The organism is Candidatus Nitrosopumilus sp. bin_7KS, assembly GCF_054095835.1.
Window position 1 is genome coordinate 35,865 of sequence record NZ_JBSWSO010000006.1, and the last position, 16,721, is coordinate 52,585.

The 16,721-nt window shown below is 33.0% G+C and carries 21 protein-coding genes; 14 read left to right on the forward strand and 7 right to left on the reverse strand.

Features of this window, described 5'->3' with window-relative positions; all coding sequences use genetic code 11:
* Positions 1–5: 5 nt before the first annotated feature.
* Entirely contained in the window at positions 6–602 is a 597-nt protein-coding gene (locus ACW9W4_RS06390; RefSeq protein WP_457761641.1) for a protein-disulfide isomerase, read from the reverse strand.
* A 370-nt stretch (positions 603–972) separates the two neighbouring features.
* On the opposite strand from ACW9W4_RS06390, the gene ACW9W4_RS06395 reads away from it, so the two are divergent.
* Positions 973–1,377: an HIT domain-containing protein gene (locus ACW9W4_RS06395; RefSeq protein WP_457761642.1), complete on the forward strand. Its 405-nt coding sequence runs from the start codon at positions 973–975 to the stop codon at positions 1,375–1,377.
* On the opposite strand, the gene prf1 is transcribed toward ACW9W4_RS06395, so the two are convergent.
* Genes prf1 through ACW9W4_RS06410 form a run of 3 tightly spaced genes read right to left on the reverse strand, consistent with a single transcriptional unit; the run spans position 1,370 to position 4,161 of the window.
* Entirely contained in the window at positions 1,370–2,650 is a 1,281-nt protein-coding gene (gene prf1, locus ACW9W4_RS06400; protein WP_457761643.1) for a peptide chain release factor aRF-1, read from the reverse strand. The genes ACW9W4_RS06395 and prf1 overlap by 8 nt on opposite strands.
* Before the next feature lie 49 nt (positions 2,651–2,699).
* The gene (locus ACW9W4_RS06405) at positions 2,700–3,344 is read right to left on the reverse strand and encodes a DsbA family protein (RefSeq protein WP_457761644.1); all 645 of its coding nucleotides are present in this window, start codon (positions 3,342–3,344) and stop codon (positions 2,700–2,702) included.
* Between the two features lie 46 nt (positions 3,345–3,390).
* Positions 3,391–4,161 (reverse strand): response regulator, encoded by a 771-nt coding sequence (locus tag ACW9W4_RS06410; RefSeq protein ID WP_457761645.1) that lies wholly within the window; start codon positions 4,159–4,161, stop codon positions 3,391–3,393.
* Positions 4,162–4,306: 145 nt separating this feature from the next.
* Between ACW9W4_RS06410 and ACW9W4_RS06415 the strand changes: the two genes are divergently transcribed.
* From ACW9W4_RS06415 to phnE, 7 genes are all read left to right on the forward strand, one after another.
* Entirely contained in the window at positions 4,307–4,522 is a 216-nt protein-coding gene (locus ACW9W4_RS06415) for a CbtB domain-containing protein (RefSeq protein ID WP_457761646.1), read from the forward strand.
* 12 nt (positions 4,523–4,534) lie between these two features.
* On the forward strand, positions 4,535–5,263 hold the full coding sequence (locus ACW9W4_RS06420) for a CbtA family protein (protein WP_457761647.1): 729 nt from the start codon (positions 4,535–4,537) through the stop codon (positions 5,261–5,263).
* Positions 5,264–5,334: 71 nt separating this feature from the next.
* Positions 5,335–5,664 carry an ArsR/SmtB family transcription factor gene (locus ACW9W4_RS06425; RefSeq protein ID WP_179363522.1) on the forward strand — a complete coding sequence of 110 codons (330 nt, stop codon included), beginning with the start codon at positions 5,335–5,337 and terminating at the stop codon, positions 5,662–5,664.
* An 8-nt stretch (positions 5,665–5,672) separates the two neighbouring features.
* On the forward strand, positions 5,673–6,023 hold the full coding sequence (locus ACW9W4_RS06430) for an ArsR family transcriptional regulator (RefSeq protein WP_457761648.1): 351 nt from the start codon (positions 5,673–5,675) through the stop codon (positions 6,021–6,023).
* A 201-nt stretch (positions 6,024–6,224) separates the two neighbouring features.
* Complete coding sequence (locus ACW9W4_RS06435) at positions 6,225–7,319, forward strand: phosphate/phosphite/phosphonate ABC transporter substrate-binding protein (protein ID WP_457761649.1); 1,095 nt, start codon at positions 6,225–6,227, stop codon at positions 7,317–7,319.
* A gap of 17 nt (positions 7,320–7,336) precedes the next feature.
* On the forward strand, positions 7,337–8,164 hold the full coding sequence (locus ACW9W4_RS06440) for a phosphonate ABC transporter ATP-binding protein (RefSeq protein WP_457761650.1): 828 nt from the start codon (positions 7,337–7,339) through the stop codon (positions 8,162–8,164).
* A complete protein-coding gene (gene phnE / locus ACW9W4_RS06445; protein ID WP_457761651.1) occupies positions 8,145–8,945 on the forward strand; it encodes a phosphonate ABC transporter, permease protein PhnE in 801 nt (266 codons plus the stop codon). The genes ACW9W4_RS06440 and phnE overlap by 20 nt, the downstream gene beginning before the upstream one ends.
* Here the strand turns inward: phnE and ACW9W4_RS06450 are convergent.
* Genes ACW9W4_RS06450 through ACW9W4_RS06460 form a run of 3 tightly spaced genes read right to left on the reverse strand, consistent with a single transcriptional unit; the run spans position 8,935 to position 10,408 of the window.
* On the reverse strand, positions 8,935–9,960 hold the full coding sequence (locus ACW9W4_RS06450; RefSeq protein WP_457761652.1) for a DUF1297 domain-containing protein: 1,026 nt from the start codon (positions 9,958–9,960) through the stop codon (positions 8,935–8,937). The genes phnE and ACW9W4_RS06450 overlap by 11 nt on opposite strands.
* 26 nt (positions 9,961–9,986) lie before the next feature.
* Positions 9,987–10,199, reverse strand: a complete 213-nt coding sequence (locus tag ACW9W4_RS06455) for a hypothetical protein (RefSeq protein WP_457761653.1) — start codon at positions 10,197–10,199, stop codon at positions 9,987–9,989.
* 47 nt (positions 10,200–10,246) lie between these two features.
* The gene (locus ACW9W4_RS06460; RefSeq protein ID WP_457761654.1) at positions 10,247–10,408 is read right to left on the reverse strand and encodes a hypothetical protein; all 162 of its coding nucleotides are present in this window, start codon (positions 10,406–10,408) and stop codon (positions 10,247–10,249) included.
* Between the two features lie 215 nt (positions 10,409–10,623).
* Here ACW9W4_RS06460 and ACW9W4_RS06465 point away from each other — a divergent pair, with 215 nt between their 5' ends.
* The 6 genes from ACW9W4_RS06465 to ACW9W4_RS06490 all read left to right on the forward strand — a co-directional run bounded on the left by ACW9W4_RS06465 (position 10,624) and on the right by ACW9W4_RS06490 (position 16,680).
* Positions 10,624–11,343 carry a UBP-type zinc finger domain-containing protein gene (locus ACW9W4_RS06465; protein ID WP_457761655.1) on the forward strand — a complete coding sequence of 240 codons (720 nt, stop codon included), beginning with the start codon at positions 10,624–10,626 and terminating at the stop codon, positions 11,341–11,343.
* A 49-nt stretch (positions 11,344–11,392) separates the two neighbouring features.
* Complete coding sequence (gene aspS, locus ACW9W4_RS06470) at positions 11,393–12,703, forward strand: aspartate--tRNA(Asn) ligase (protein ID WP_457761656.1); 1,311 nt, start codon at positions 11,393–11,395, stop codon at positions 12,701–12,703.
* A 599-nt stretch (positions 12,704–13,302) separates the two neighbouring features.
* Positions 13,303–13,572: a hypothetical protein gene (locus ACW9W4_RS06475; protein WP_457761657.1), complete on the forward strand. Its 270-nt coding sequence runs from the start codon at positions 13,303–13,305 to the stop codon at positions 13,570–13,572.
* The gene (gene gatA, locus ACW9W4_RS06480; RefSeq protein ID WP_457761658.1) at positions 13,569–15,014 is read left to right on the forward strand and encodes an Asp-tRNA(Asn)/Glu-tRNA(Gln) amidotransferase subunit GatA; all 1,446 of its coding nucleotides are present in this window, start codon (positions 13,569–13,571) and stop codon (positions 15,012–15,014) included. Before ACW9W4_RS06475 ends, gatA begins: the two co-directional genes overlap by 4 nt.
* Positions 15,011–16,417 carry an Asp-tRNA(Asn)/Glu-tRNA(Gln) amidotransferase subunit GatB gene (gene gatB / locus ACW9W4_RS06485; RefSeq protein WP_457761659.1) on the forward strand — a complete coding sequence of 469 codons (1,407 nt, stop codon included), beginning with the start codon at positions 15,011–15,013 and terminating at the stop codon, positions 16,415–16,417. Before gatA ends, gatB begins: the two co-directional genes overlap by 4 nt.
* Positions 16,417–16,680, forward strand: a complete 264-nt coding sequence (locus ACW9W4_RS06490; RefSeq protein WP_457761660.1) for a hypothetical protein — start codon at positions 16,417–16,419, stop codon at positions 16,678–16,680. The genes gatB and ACW9W4_RS06490 overlap by 1 nt, the downstream gene beginning before the upstream one ends.
* Positions 16,681–16,721 lie beyond the last annotated feature (41 nt).

A 16,721-nucleotide genomic window follows, 5' to 3' on the forward strand; every position in this document is an offset into this window, starting at 1 on the left:
AAAAATTATTTGACTAGTACTTGATTGTCTAGTTGTAACAAGTATGCTTCTATCTCTTCAGGAGTTTCAGCACCATATACAATTAACACTCTGTCATCTTCTACAATTTCATATTCTCTAATATCTGGTACTTGTTCTCCGTTAACGAAGAATTTCAATTCATAATCTTCATTTGAACAGAATTGTTTTCCATCTGGGAATACATAACATTGATCATCAAGACCTATTGCTAGAGTTTCAAATAGATAACCTAAATCGACTCCTGTTGCATGCTTGTGAATTGTTGACCCGTCTCTACCTTCAAAATGAATCCAACTTGATTTGATTTGGAATGCTGGACCTGAAAATTCAAATGTGTCGCCGAATATTTTTACCAAAATTGCTGCATGTGAGTGTTCACTACCTAATGCTCCTGCGTTTTCTGGACCGCCAGGTGCAGTTTCAGTCATGTTGAGGAACAAATAACCTGCATATCCTACAATTACTGCAATTACTGCTAAAACTCCAATTGCGATAAGGGTCTCTTTTTTCTTTTCTGCAGAATGTTTTGTAGCGTAGTTTTCACGTTTTACTTCACGCTCTCGTCTTTCTTTTCGGCCCATTGGATAATTCCACTCTGAAATTTGCCCTAATTAACCATTCGTCACTTGATCATTTCAAATTGAAGATGATGACTCATTTCATTGATTTTGAATTTGCTAATATTTCTTGAAAAGAGTTAATGTTGATCGATACTGTTTTTGACTAGACTCTTTGTAATGATATTCATACTAAAGCACATGTGAATTGCAAAGAGGGATTTATTCATGATTTTGTGTGGTTTGAGATATTATCCTCAAAAAGATGCATGCATTGTGGAAAAGAAGAAATCTAAATCCATAGGATTTACTTTCTATAGTTAAGTTTTACACGCCTAAATGATGTCTGTTTAAATTAAGTAATAATAAATAAAATCACCAATTGCTATTCTTTATGGGGTGTATTTTTTGTGATATTTTGGATGGAAAACGAGATGGGCATTTCTTGTATGAGGATGAATCCCATGTTGCATTTTTAGATAAATATCCAATAGACGTGGGGCACAGTTTGGTAATTCCTAGAAAACATCATGAAAGAATTACTGATATGGATTCAAATGATGTTGGAAATGTTTTTGCAATAGTTCCTAAAATTGCAAAGGCGATTTTGGATGCTACAGGAGCTGATGCATTTAGTCTTGGACAAAATAATGGACGAGCAGCAAAACAAATCATCCCTCATGTACACATCCACATCATTCCAAGATACAATAGCAAAGGTACTGTGTGGACTAAACGTCAGATATCCACTGATGATGAACTTTTAGAATTGGCAAAAAAAATTCGCAGTCTTATTTAGAATGCCCTGGATTGTATCTCAGTATTGCTCCAACTTTGCCTAAACTTGCAAGCATGTTTCCATGTTCTGCACTTCCTGAAACAACTTCTAATTGTGAACCCGCCTTTGATGATAAAATTTCTAAATAATCTACAATGTCTTGTTCATTGACTTCAACCTCCATAGAATTACATCCTGGGCATGGTTTTGATGAAAATTCTGTCTTTTTTGGAATTACTAATGGTCTTTCAACAATCTCTTCTTGGAGATGTTTACAACGTTTGCATTTTCCTTCAACTCTATGAAGATTTGTGTTATCTGTAATTAACAAAGTTTGAACAACATTGTTTTTTAGATACTCAATTACTTCTTGCAAACCGTAAGAACCTTTTCCAGTATTGGTGTTGATTTCTCTAAACAAATCCTCGACCATTTTTTTCTCTTCAACCAATCTGAAATTTCCTAAAATATCTGCAGATTTTGTAAAAGCTTCTCTGATACCTTCAGCTCCTGAATATGATGCATCAATTGTGTTGATTATATTATTTTGTAATCTATATTCTAAATAATTCCCATTTATGAAATCTTCTTTGGTGGGTCCTGGACCTGAAATAATTAATCCCTTTACTGGGTAAATATCAATAAAATACTCTCTGGTGGTTTGTGCTACTCTATTGTAAAAATAACTTAATTCCATCTCTCTTAGTTTTTGAAATCTTTTAGCAGACTGTCCACCTTGTCTGTGTTTACCTGCAACTCCCGAACCTGTTTGGGATAAAACCTCAATTTTATCTCCATGTAGTAATCCCCACCCTGCATCTTTTGCATCAATTGCTAAAAATCCAATTAGGTTGTCATCCTTTAACATATCTTTTAGAATATCTACATGGAAATGATCATCACATCTGTACAGGTATTGGTTCAAATCTTTTGGTGGGTCTATCTCCCAAACTGTAACCACCTCACTTCCTAGTGGTCCTCCTTCTTCTGGTGGCAATGCTCCACAAAACATTACAAGTCCTTTTTCTGGAGTCTTTTTGTACATCTTTAATCTTTGAACAACTTTGCCTAGTGAATCAACGACGTGTGATCTTGTTAAATCTGATTTGATGTTATCTGCTGTTCCTTGCTCTTGTTGTAATGAATTAATAATTTCGTGTAATTGTTTTCCTTTTGGGATATACACTGTGATTAACTCAGTACCTCTGCCAGATTTTTGAGATAATTCTTCTAATGTTTTTCTGATTTTGTATATTTTAACAGAATCTTGTTTTTCAATGTCAATCTTGGGCATTATGTATTATCCTTGAATTGCGAATATATCTTTTTGATTATTTTTAAAATCATAATTCATCAAATGTTTTTAGAAATACTTCTAATGGTTGATTTCCTCTAATTTTGATTATTTTTTCTCCATTAAAGACCAAAAATGACGGCGTTGCATCAATTCCAATCTCTTTTCCAAATTCATGTATGGCATTTACTTTGTTTTGATATTTGTGATCATCTAGACATTTGTTAAATTCATTTAAATCCAAATTCACTGTATTTGCAAAATTTTCTAATGATGCTCTTGTAATCCAACCCGTCCTTTCTCCTCCCCAATTGGTGTATAGTTCATCATGATATTGCCAATATTTCCCTTGATCTTCTGCACAGTATGATGCTTCTGCTGCAAGGAGTGAATCTGGACCATTTAATGGAAAGTCTTTGAAAACTAATTTAACTTTACCTGTATTGATAAAATCTTCTTGAATTATGTTTAGTGTGTTTTGATGAAATTTGTAACAAAATGTACATTGATAGTCTCCCCACTCTAAGATTGTTATTGGTGCATTTGAATTGCCCATGATGGGCGAGCCACCATTAATTAAATTTGAAGTTGTAAGTATACTGGGATTTGTTTCAGTTTCTGGATAAAATCCCAAAAACATTCCTGTAATTATTCCAATCACTATGGGAATTACTAGCAAGTACATCTGGGACATACAAAAACAAATTTTATTTCAAGTAAATATCTTGTCTAATTAGATTTTAAATTTGGTTTTCTAGCACGATCATTATTTCTGATAATTTTGTCTTGATATCTTTTTCTACTTGATTGATATTGATTTTATCTAATTTATTGAACAATTCTACATTGTTAATCATATGATCTAACACATCTAATGAAAATGGTTTTTCTATCACTGCGATTGCTCGGTTTATCTTTGTTAATACTTCAAGTAATGTTTTTTCAAGATATCCTGATGCAAATATTATTTTTTGACGAGGATTGATATTTAGAATTTCGATTGCAGCTTCCAAACCCGTCATAAATGGCATTTTTTGATCTAAAATTACTACATCAAAATAATTCTCAGATTTACTTGATGCTCTCTTGTAGATGTCTACACATTTTTTTCCATCAGTGGCAGTTGTAATTTCTTTACCTTTTCCTTCTAGAAATGTTTTGTATAATGTTAGAATGGCTGGTTCGTCATCTGCAATTAATAATTTCAATGATTTTTTTTCTGATGTTTGTTTTTGTTGAATATTCTCTTCCCCAATTTTTAACATTTCTAATTTAATTGGACCTAGAATTTTTGATTCTGCTAATCTGCCAAAAACCCCTTCTGCCAATTCTGCAAATAAATCATAATTTGTAATAATTTCTTCTTCTTTTCTACCGCTAATTTTTACCATAGTTCGCATGATTGAATTGTATCCCTCACCTCCATACAGATTGATCAACTCACTTTGGATGATCTCTGAAAGTTGATTTTCATATTCTTTATCTAGGGGATCCTTACCTGATGTGCTCATTATCCTAATGTTATGATGATTTTTTGTATCAAAAGGAATAGTATGTTAGATCTTATACAAACAGATTTCGTGTAAATAATCTGATTTCTTTATAAATAATACCGTCATCCAAGAGCTTAAATATATTCAGAGAAAGATGATTTTCATGTCTGAATCACAACAAATCAGTATATCAAAAACTGGTGTTTCAAAATTAGCAATTCTAGCATTAGCAATAATATTTGCAGCAGGATTGTTTGTTGTTGGATTTGATCAAGGACATATCTTTAGTCTAGTTTATGGCGAGCAAGCATTTACAGACCTTTACATTCATGAGGTCACTCATGATATGAGACATGCAGCTGGCTTTCCTTGTCATTAGGAATCCTTAATCGTGAAAACGTCCATTTTTATCATTATTGTTTTGCTGTCTGGTGCATTTGCTGGGTTCATTCATGGAACTGTAAATTTTGCCATAGTAGAACCATATCTTGATCAAGCAATTGGAATTGAAAATCAAAATTTATTTGATTCCGGAGAAGAAATAGACAATGCTGAGTTTTGGATTGAATATGAAGGATATAGAACGTGGCAAAAAAGTGGTCAGATTCTAGCTGGTGTAATCTTGGGAACCTCTGTGGGTGCTCTTTTTGGAATTGTTTTTGCTTTATCTAGAAATTCTCTTCCTGGAAATCACGATGTAAAAAAATCTATTCTACTTGCAGGAATTATGTGGTTCACTCTATATCTAATACCTTTTTTGAAATATCCTGCAAATCCTCCAACCGTTGGTGATGGTGAAACAGTAGTTCTTCGAGCAATTCTGTATCTTTCTTTTATTGCAATATCTGGGATGGGTGCATTGGCATTTTACAAACTGTCTAAGAAATTTGAAAATAATAAAAAATTCATATCTTTAATTGGATATGGTGTTTTCATTACCACTGTATTCTTCATAATGCCTGAAAATCCTGATGAAATTACTGCTCCAATGAATTTAGTAAATGAATTTAGATTGATGTCTGTACTTGGTGTTTCATCATTTTGGATTTCTGTAGGTATAATTTTGGGTTTGTTCTGGAATCGTTTTGAATCTAGAACAGAAAAGACTCAGTATTCTTAACTGTTCTAACTCTCTAGAATGAGAACGATGACAGCCCGTTTAAATAGATGAACCCTATTTCTCATATTTGCATGTCAAGAAAATTAACTTTACCACAATTAAAAAAATATGATATCACTCAAAAAGTAATAGAAGCGTTGGCTGATTCTGAGTCACGAGCAATTCTGTTTTCAATAATTAAGAAAGGTAACACTGCAGCTGAGCTATCCTACAAACTAAAAATCCCTCTTAGTTCAGTGTATAAAAAATTGAAAGATCTTGAAGAATTAACCCTAATTGAAGTTGAACAATGGATGCTATCTGATAAAGGGAGAAAATACAAAGTTTATCGAAGCAGAATAAGTAAGGCAGATATCTCTATTAGAAAACCAGAACCTGTTTTAACATTAATTCCAAATTAAGTGATTTTATGCAAAAACCAACAATAATCCAACTATCTGAATTTGACATTACTCAGAGAATAATAGAATCCCTTAGCAATGTATGTGCTAGATCTGTGTTGTTTTCAGTCAAAAACGAATCAAAGGATGCAACACAAATTGCTGATGAATTAAAAATTTCCCTTTCAACTGTTTACAAAACATTGTCTACTCTTGAGGATCTTGCTCTAGCTGAGGTTGATAGATATATTATTTCTCCAGAGGGTAAAAAAATCAAACTATATCGGAGTAGAATTGGCAAGGTCGAAATCACATTGGAGGATTTGGAGCCTAGCTTGAATTTGTACTCAAACACTTCTAATCCGAAATCCAATTCTTAGGAATAAAACTTAAAAAATGATTGTATTTTTTATATTTTTAGCAATATGATATTTCTAATTGAATAATCTTGATAAATTTTTAGATTATTATGTCAATTACTCCTCTAGAGTAAGTTAATTCTCATTCTATAGACTTAGAATGAGAGTTAAAAATGAAACCTTGATTTAAATAATTTAGCTTATCCTAACTTTTTGTTAATCATGAAACGACAACTTGTAATAACATTGATTGCTGTATTTGCAGCAGTTGGTGTTTTGTCTGTACCGTTAACTCAAACAGTCCAAGCAGAAAGTTTAGTCCCTGAATGGATTAAAACAAATGCTGGTTGGTGGGCTGACGGTGCACTAGATGATGAAACTTTTCTTAATGGAATTACATTTCTATTAGAAAGTGGAATCATTAATGTTTCATCTGAATCAAAAACTACAATTACAGAACCTCTCACCATAGGATTTATTCCAGTTGAAAAAGCTGATGAATTAACTCCTAAAGCTCAAGCACTAGAAACATTTCTAGAAAATGAGCTTGGTGTAGATGTTAAAATTGTTGTTCCAACAAACTATGAGACTATCATTGAAGGAATGAGATTTGGTCATATTGATGCTGCTTTTATGGATACTGGTCCTGCATGGATTACCCATCAAAGAACTGGCGCAGAAGCTGTAATGGCTGAACTTGTTGCAGGTAAAGTAAATTATCAAGCAACAGTTTGGACCCTTGCTAGCAATGATTCAATTCAATCCTTAGAAGACACAGTTGGAAAAAAAGTGGCATTTACCAGTATTACTGGTTCTTCAGGTTTTGTTAGACCAATGGGGACTCTAGTTACTGATGGACACATTGTCATTGAAGGTGATGATATTGTTGCTTTGGAATCTGCATTGGCAAATAACTTTGAAAGTTATACTTTTGCAGGTGGATACAAAGCAGCATTGCAGTTACTTCTTAATGGAAATGTAGATGTTGCATTTGGTTCAGATATTGCTCCACAAAAATATCTTGAATTAGAAGATCAAGTAAAGTTACGTCCAGTTACAACAATTGGACCTGTACCATCACATGTGTTTATGGTAAGTTCAGACATGTCTGACTCTGCTAAAAAAGCACTGATTGATGCATTAATTCAACTCAATTATGATGAGAATAATCCTATTTTGAAGGATTTGTATGGTGCAGAAGCTCTAGTTCCAACTACTACTAGTATGCATATTGGTGCATTTGGGGACTTTATTGATGCTTTAACAGGCCTTGATCAATTAATTCTTGATAAATCAAACTATGACAAGAGCAAATAAAACCCGGGATTCTGGAAATGAAACAAATTCAGATGACCCAAAACCCTTCTTTTTCATTAATTTCTACAAATAAGATTATTCAGATGAGCGATGTCTGGACATCATATGATTCAAAAAATTTTGCATTAGAAGGAATCAATCTATCTATTGATAGGGGAACCAACTATGCTATTGTTGGTCAATCAGGATCTGGAAAATCAACCTTGTTGAAATTATTGAATGGGATGATGATTCCAAGTAAGGGTACAATCAAAATTGATTACGTTACTCCTAACATGAATAATAAAAAATTTAAAAAAATGATGCATACTATAGGTTACATTCCTCAAAGTCTTGGATTGGTAAAAAATATTTCAGTAATTGAAAATATTTTGATTGGAGCATTACCTCGATTAAATAAAATCCAATCTTTCTTTAAAAAATTCCCTGAACATGAAATTAATGAAGCAAAAAGAATAATGGCTCTAGTGGGATTATCTGGAAAAGAAGAACGAAAAGCCTACATGTTAAGCGGAGGTGAAAAACGTAGAGTTGCTATCGCCAGGGCATTAATGCAAAAACCAACTATTTTGCTGGCAGATGAAATTGTTTCAGAATTAGATTCAGTAACTGCAAGAGAAATAATGAATTTAGTTGCTGATGCTCAAAAAAGAATGAATTTGACTGCCATTATGGTACATCATGACATGCAATTGGCATTAGAATATGCAAATAGAGTCGCAGTCATCAAAGAAGGTAACAAAATTTTAGAAATAGGTGTTGAGGGTGACACTATAGTTGATTTTCAAACAGGTGATATGACCACTGAAGAAATTATGGAGATGTATGATGACTCCAAAAAATAATATTGTAATTGGAATTATTGTTGCACTTGTTGTAGTTGCATCTTATAATGTTGATGCTAATCCTTTAGAATTTGCTGAAGGGTTACCGAACCTTGCAATTGTTGCTGAAGAGATGTTGCTAGTTGAGCCAAAGTATATTCCAACTGCACTATGGGCAATGTTTGAAACAATTCAGATGGCATTTATTGGAACTGTAGTGGGAACTGTAATTGCATTACCTCTTAGTATGCTTGCTGCAAGAAATCTAAACAGCAAATATGTTTATGCGCCAGTAAGAGCATTACTTGCAGCTATTCGAACATTCCCCTCTATTTTGTGGGCAATTTTATTTGTAATTATGGTGGGTTTGGGAACATTTGCAGGTGTTTTGGCAATTGTAATGTACACAGTTGGATTTATTGCAAAATTACAATATGAAGCAATTGAAACAATTGATTCAGATCCAATGGATGCAGTTAGTTCTATTGGTGTTTCAAAATGGCAATTAATTCGCTACGTGGTAATTCCTGAATCTGCATCACATTTGCTAAGTCAGATACTTTACATGTTTGATTACAATGTTCGTCAAACTAGTATTCTGGGATTGGTGGGAGCAGGTGGAATTGGATTTTACATTATAAACTATATCAAATTCTTTGAGTATGGAAAAGCAGCAATATTCATGTTGGTGGTGTTGGTAACTGTGCTGGCTATTGATTGGGCTAGTGTAAAAATCAGAGACAAGTATATTGTAAAATCTCAACATGGAATGGAAGTTACTACGAAAAAATTTAGGTTGTAATTTTATCTAACTGATTTGATTCTGTAGCTGTTTTAACTTCTCTTGCAATTCTTTTACCCATACTCATAGTCTCATTGAACAATAAAGAATAGTATGGGGAGCCATCCATGTAAATGTTGGAACCTGCAACTATTCTTGCTGAAAATTCAAAAGATGTAAAGTTTGCATTTTCATCATAAACTCCTTCGATACAAAATGGACCATTCATTCCTGGGGCTACTACTCTTTTTGCAGCTTCTACAAAATTTTCTCCCATTTTGTATACTTCATCTAACAATGATTCTCGTAAAACAAGAGGGCTGTTTCCAATCACATTGAATGAGGGAACTTTATTTGATTTCATTTGTTGTTCTGCTGGAATTCTTCCCAATCCTTCAATGTCTGATTCATGTCTTTGATCAACCCCAAAGAATTCCAATTCTTCTTTTAACGGAGAATAGAAAAACGTCAAATAAGCTAAAACTCCTGCGGCGTATTCTTGAATGTACAGAGTTTCATCTTTAGAAATTATTCCCTCTGAAATCAATTGATTTCTTTTACTATTGTAATCGTCTTCATTTGCTGCCATAAAGTAGCCTTTTCCACCTGCAGCTCCTTGCCTTTTTACAATCACTAGTTTTTCAATTTGACTTGGTTCTGTAACTGGCTCGGGCATTGGAAGTTTTGCTTCTCTCATTAGTTTTTCTTTCATTTCTCTGTCTGATTCCCATCTTAGAATCCATTTGTTACCAAAGACAGGAGTTTTAATTGATTCAATTTCTTCAGAACTCATTTGTGCAACTAACGTCCCATGAGGTATTAGAACTGCATTATTTTCTTCAAGAATTGTTTGACATTTTTGATCTAATACTTCTTTGAATGAATCTACAATGATTAATTCATCAATAAATGGAAATCTCTTGTATAGTTTTTCACGTTTTTTTTCACACACAAGAATTGTTTTTAATCCTTCATCTTTTGCTCCTTTTAGAACCTGTAAAGAGCAATGTGAGCCTAACGTTGCAATTGAAGTCATTGATATCTTGAGTGGGTCATTGTACTTTATGAACTATTATGTGCAGTTGTGACATACTGGAATACTTCATCTATTAATTCCACACTCAATTCTGACTTTACATCTTCAGGAATTAACTTTAATACAAAATCATACATTGTTGTATTTTTTGGTAATTCGTCTCTTTCTTGGAGTAATGAGAAAACTGCAATCCCATTTGAAATTATTGCAATAATTTTTTCTTTATTTGAAAGTATCATGACTTTATGAATAATTATTATAATTTAATATAAATCCGGCTTTATTGTTAGAGGATTGATTTTTTGAATTCTGGGCTTTGATAAATTTGCACCATTCCTGTTCTTTCATTAAAAATTTCTAATTCTATGGTGATGTTGTGTTCTTCCCCTCCTTCCATAAATTGTTGATTTGCATGGTATCCCACGTATGCCCCTACGATGAGAAACATTGCAATCACTAGTAGAATTAATATATTCAACTTGTTTTTTTGTGGAATTTTCACTGGCTATAAGCATTATGAAACTAAAGGAAATAGTTCATTATTTTATAATGATATTAATTCCTAGATTTTCACGTTTTGATCCGAGAATTGGTTGAAATTGTTAAAAAATAGAGAAAATACCTAAGTGGAGCAAAAATCTAGTAATGGGATGATGATATTGTATGGTTGAATTTGATGAGAAAGTATTCTATGCCTTAATATCTATAGTAATTTCTACAGGTGTTTTTTTTGTAGTTACCTATTTTTTAAAAAAATTCTTTTCTGGATTAAAAGGTGTTTCCAAACTAACAGGACTTGTTTCAGTAAGCATAGTTGCAGTGGAAATCTTATACCTTGGAACCTCTTTTGACATATTTTCATTAGCAATAGAAACAATCCTGGCTGTAGGTGGAACGTTTTGGCTTTTGTTGATAGCATTACAAAACCATCTCAAAAATGTTTCAGCAGGACTTAGCAATTATTTGAATCGTGAAATGGATATTGGAGATATGATTGAAATCAAGGATGAAAAAGGTGTTATAGTTCATCTAGGTTTGTCGAAGACTACTATCATGGCAGAGGATGGCACAAGAATATTTGTGCCAAACTTGAAATTTACTGAAGAGTTATTGAAAGTATTTCATAAAAAACAACAATGCAAACATTTTCAGCAAATACCAAAGACCGCTTCTCCAAAAACTCAAGGTTGTGAGGAATGTGAAAAAGATGGAAAACCATGGAAATCCTTGAGAATGTGCCTTAGTTGTGGTTATGTTGGATGTGATAGATCATCGATTGGAAAACATGCTGAAGAACATTTTAAAAAAACTAAACATCCAATTATCGTAGAACTACCAGAAAAAAGGTGGAGTTGGTGCTACATCCACGACTCTTATTATTAATTTTCATATAAAAATTAATTATACCATGATATCTGGAATATTGTAAATTATGATAGAAACTGAATTAGGAACTTTACGTAGATCTCATTATTCTAATGAAATAAACTCCTCTATGGATGGAACCTCAGTCACTGTAATGGGTTGGGTCTTGACTATTCGTGGACATGGAAACATCAGTTTTGCCACATTACGTGACAAAAATGGAGATCTTTCTATTGTTGCAAAAAAAGGAGATTGTCCTGATGATATTCGTGAAAAAATCTCTTCATTAAAAGCACATTCATCTATTGCAATTGTTGGTAATGTCAAGGCATCTGAAAAAGCACCTAGTGGTTATGAAATAATTCCAACTGAACTAAGGGTTTTCTCTGATGTTGAAAAAATTCCTCCTTTTGAGCCTACTGTAAAAACTGTAAAAAATATTGATACTAGATTGGAGGTGAGACCAATTGATCTTAGACGTGATGTTCTACAACATATTTTCAAAACTAGAAGTTTAGTTTTAAAATCAATTCGAGATTACTTTACTAGTCAAAATTTTGTTGAAATTAATACTCCGAAAATGATTGCAACTGCCACTGAGGGTGGGGCTGCATTGTTTCCTATCTTTTACTATAACAAAGAAGCATTCCTAGCACAGAGTCCCCAATTATACAAAGAACAATTGACGATGAGTTTTGAAAAAGTCTTTGAGATTGCACCTATTTTTAGAGCTGAACCTTCAAGAACAAATCGTCATTTAGCTGAAGCAATTTCAATTGATTTGGAAGAAGCGTTTGTTGATTACAATGATGTAATGAATCGAATTGAAGAAATTATCAAAGTTTCAATTAATACAGTTAATGATTATGTGAAAGATAACCCTGATTCTGAATTCCCTACAATCCCAATCCCTGATACCATTCCTAGATACACATATGATGATTTAATTGATAGAATGCAAAAAGTAGGTGCAAAAACAGAATGGGGTGATGACTTGTATCCATCAAATCTTAAAAAAATAGGGTTAGATGGATTTTATTTCATTACTGATTGGCCTCTTGCGCCAAAACCATTTTACGTAAAAGATAGCAAATCAAATCCAAAAGTTTCTGAATCATTTGATTTGATGTATGGTGATTTAGAATTATCTTCTGGCAGTACAAGAATTGAAAAACGTGATGAGTTAGCTGAGAGAATGAAAAACAAGGGAATGAAAACTGATGCGTTTGAATATCACTTAGCAGCATTTGATTATGGTGTTCCTCCCCACGCCGGTTGTGGAATAGGATTGGAGCGATTAATTATGGTTTTAACAGGTACTGAAAATATTCGTGATACAACATTTTATCCACGAGATGTTGATAGACTAACTCCTTGATTTCAACATCATTTATTGTTTTGATAAAATGAGTAATGCGTGTGAATCCGGTATTGGAATTTTTGCTAACGGTGAAGAAGATGCGGAATTACAAATATTGGGGATTCAACAATAGTCTTTTTCAAGAATAAACCTGAAACAATAAACGGCTCAAGAGTTCTATTTGATATTGGAAAACATAAAGAAGGAATGATCTTTGTTAGATTTACACTACATACAGACTCTGAGGATTATTCCTTTGAGGTATTCCCTCAAATATCTTGGTTGAGATTGTTCACACGTTCGGGAATGGTAAACATAACAGACAATGACCATCAACCATTAGGGCGGTTAACATTCCCCTTGATACGTTGAGGGATAAATTATCAAAAGTCCCTGAATGTTGTGACCTAGTTGATGGCGTCTTTGAATGATGGTAAAATCAATGAACTAGAGAAAAAGAAATGACCAAGATTTTTAAAATGTAAAGAACGCTTGATAATATCATGTTTTTAGAGTTGCAAAACTATCCTTTGAGTATTATAAAATTTAGTCATGAAATAACTGTTATTTTGTCAGAAAACTGCCTTGATGGCAGATTATCTTCATAGGTGTATGAAATGGTAACTGAAGAAGAGATAGAACACGTTTCAAAATTAATGCGAATCGAGATTGATGATCATAAAGAATATGTCGAAAAAGTCCACAATATGATTAATTATTTTGATATTTTAGATTCTGCAGGAGTTGAATCTGAAGAAATTTCAATGCCTGAGATTTCAATTTCTCAATTACGAAAAGATGAACACATTCCATTTGATGATAAATTAATAGAAAAACTCAACCATTACAAGGGAACATACGTTCGTGCACCAAAGATGTCTTCATGAATCTAAAAATATCTGCTCTTGACTATATTCAAGAAGTAAAAACAGGAAATATTTCTGCAGAAGATTTTGTTGCAAAGACTATTGAAAGAATTAAAAGTGTGGATGATAAACTACATGCCTTTTTGTCTGTAAATTATGATGCAATTGATCAAGCCAGAGCAATTGATAAAAAAATAAAATCAGGTGAAAAAGTTGGAGATTGTTTTGGAATGCCTATATCAATTAAGGATAATTTGTGCATTAAAAATTCAAAAACTACTTGTGCATCTAAAATGCTTGAAAATTTTATTGCACCATATGATGCAACTGTAATTTCAAAATTAAAAAAACAAGATGCAATATTTGTAGGTAAAGTTAACATGGATGAATTTGCTATGGGTCTTACAACTGAGTTTAGTGCATATGGTCCAAGCAAAAATCCTTGGGATACTAAACGTGTTCCAGGTGGCTCATCTGGAGGTAGTGCAGTTTCTGTTAGTGCATTGGAATGTGTTGCATCCCTTGGTTCTGATACGGGTGGTTCTGTAAGAAACCCTGCAAGTTTCTGTTCTATAGTTGGTTACAAACCAACCTATGGCTTGATTAGCAGATATGGATTAATTTCATATGCAAATAGTATTGAACAGATTGGACCTCTAACAAGAACAGTAAAGGATACTGCTTTCATGTTAAATCTAATTTCAGGACTTGATCCTAATGATAACACTACAATTGATAACAAAAATGAAGACTATTTGACAGGCATAGAATCAGGTATAGAAGGCAAAAAAATAGGCATTATCAAAGAAATGATTGGTGAAGGAATTGATCCTGCAGTATTATCTGCAACAAAAGACGCTATTGCAAAATTAGAGGGATTGGGGGCAATATGTGAAGAAATATCTCTTGACATGGTAAAATATTCTGTTGCAGCATATTATACAATTACTGCAACTGAAGCTGGCAGTAATTTGGCAAGGTATGACAATCTTAGGTATGGTTATGATTTTCCATTGGAAGGCTATGAGTTTAATTCATACATTTCAAAGGCTAGACGTAATTTTGGACCTGAAGTAACAAGAAGAATGATTATTGGCGGATTTGTTCCATCTGCAGGACAGGCTGGAAAATATTTCTTAAAAGCACTCAAAGTAAAAAGTAAACTTACAAAAGAAATCAATGATGCCTTTAAGAAATTTGATTTTCTAATTTCTCCAACTGTTCCAGTTTTACCATTTAATCTCGGTGAAAAGATTGATGATCCTATATCTTTATTTTTAGTTGATATTAATACGGTAACTGCAAATCTCACTGGAAAACCTGCAATATCTATCCCATATGCTAATTCAAACGGATTACCAATTGGAATTCAGTTGATGGCAGATTCAATGAATGATAAATCATTACTTCAAGCAGCATACGCATTAGAACAAACTGTAAGTTTACCGGAGGTACCAATATGACTATGATTGGATTAGAAATACACTGTCAATTAACAAACTTGAATAGTAAATTATTCTGTTCATGTAAAGCAAACTATAGGGAATTTCAAATTAATGAAAACATTTGTCCTATATGTATGGGGTTGCCTGGAAGTTTGCCAAGATTAAATCAAGAAGCAGTAAAAAAAGCAACAATAATTGCAATGGCATTAAACTGTACTACTCCTGAAAAAATTGCATTTTTTAGGAAAAATTATTTTTATCCCGATTCACCTAAAAATTTTCAAATTACCCAATTGAACATCTATGGTGATACTAGTGTGGGTGGTACGGGCTCCGTTATGGTTGGTGATAAAAAAATAAGAATAACAAGAATTCAGCTTGAAGAGGATCCTGGTCGACTAATTTACGAAGGAAGTTCATCTAAAAACCAGATAACTCTCGTAGATTACAATCGTGCAGGCACACCATTGGTTGAAATTGTTACAGAGCCTGATTTTGAGACCCCAAAGGAAGTAAGAGATTTTCTAAACATACTATCGGACATACTTGCAAATCTTGGAGTTGCAGATCCTAGTTTGGAGGGTGCAATGAGGGCTGATGCAAATGTATCCATTGAAGGCAGCAAAAAAGTAGAAATTAAAAATATTGGTTCATTCCATGATTTAGAAAAAGCAGTTCATTTTGAAATAACAAGACAAGAAAGTCTTCAGTCTAGAGATATTAAAATAATACAAGAAACTCGACATTGGGATGACAGACGAAAGATAACTGTATCATCTCGTTCCAAAGAAGAAGATCTTGATTATAGATATTTCTTGGAAGGGGATATCCCTTGGGTTACAATTGATCTTGAAGTTCAAAAGAAATTACAAACTGAAATGCCTGAAAGTATAAGCTCTAAAAAAGAACGTTATATTTCAAAATATAAAATTCCTGCACAAGTATCTGATGTTTTATCTTCTGACAAATATTATTCTGATTTGTTTGAAGATGCTCATAATGATTCAAATGCTAAAGAGGTGGCAAATATTATCACAACTGAGTTGATGGGACTAGTGGATACTCGTGAAAAACGAGAATCATCAAAGTTTACTTCAACACATCTGAGAGAACTTGCTGATGCTATACAATCAGGAAAAGTTTCAAGAAATTCATCTAAAAATGCATTACATGAAATATTGAAAACTGGTAAAGATTTATCTACGGTAATTTCAGAACTTGATCTTGGAAATGTTTCAGATGAATCTGAATTATCTGGAATCATCACACAAGTAATTTCAGAAGAACCACAGGCAGTTGAGCAGGCCAAATCAAATCCTCAAACTATCAACTATTTGGTAGGTAAAGTAATGCAGAAAACAAAAGGAAAAGCAGATCCAGTACTTACTCTTGAGATATTGAAAAAACAGATTGATGTTTGATGACTGGACTGTCTTTAGAAAATATTGAATTTATAAAAATTTTAGCAACCTCTGATTCCACAATTCTTCAAGCAGGGATGAATGATGCTACTAGGACCAAATTAGATTCTGAAATAGGCACTATTTTGAGAGAATATTATCGTGAAAATACTATGGGAACTGCAACTGGATGGACTCAAAAACTAAAACGTGTTGGAATTGATGAAGATGCTGGAAAAGCAGCTATTGCATGTGCTAGGAGATTGGGAATTGATATTTCATAATAAACAATCTTTTTACTCTGTCAAAGTTTTAAAAAATTAAA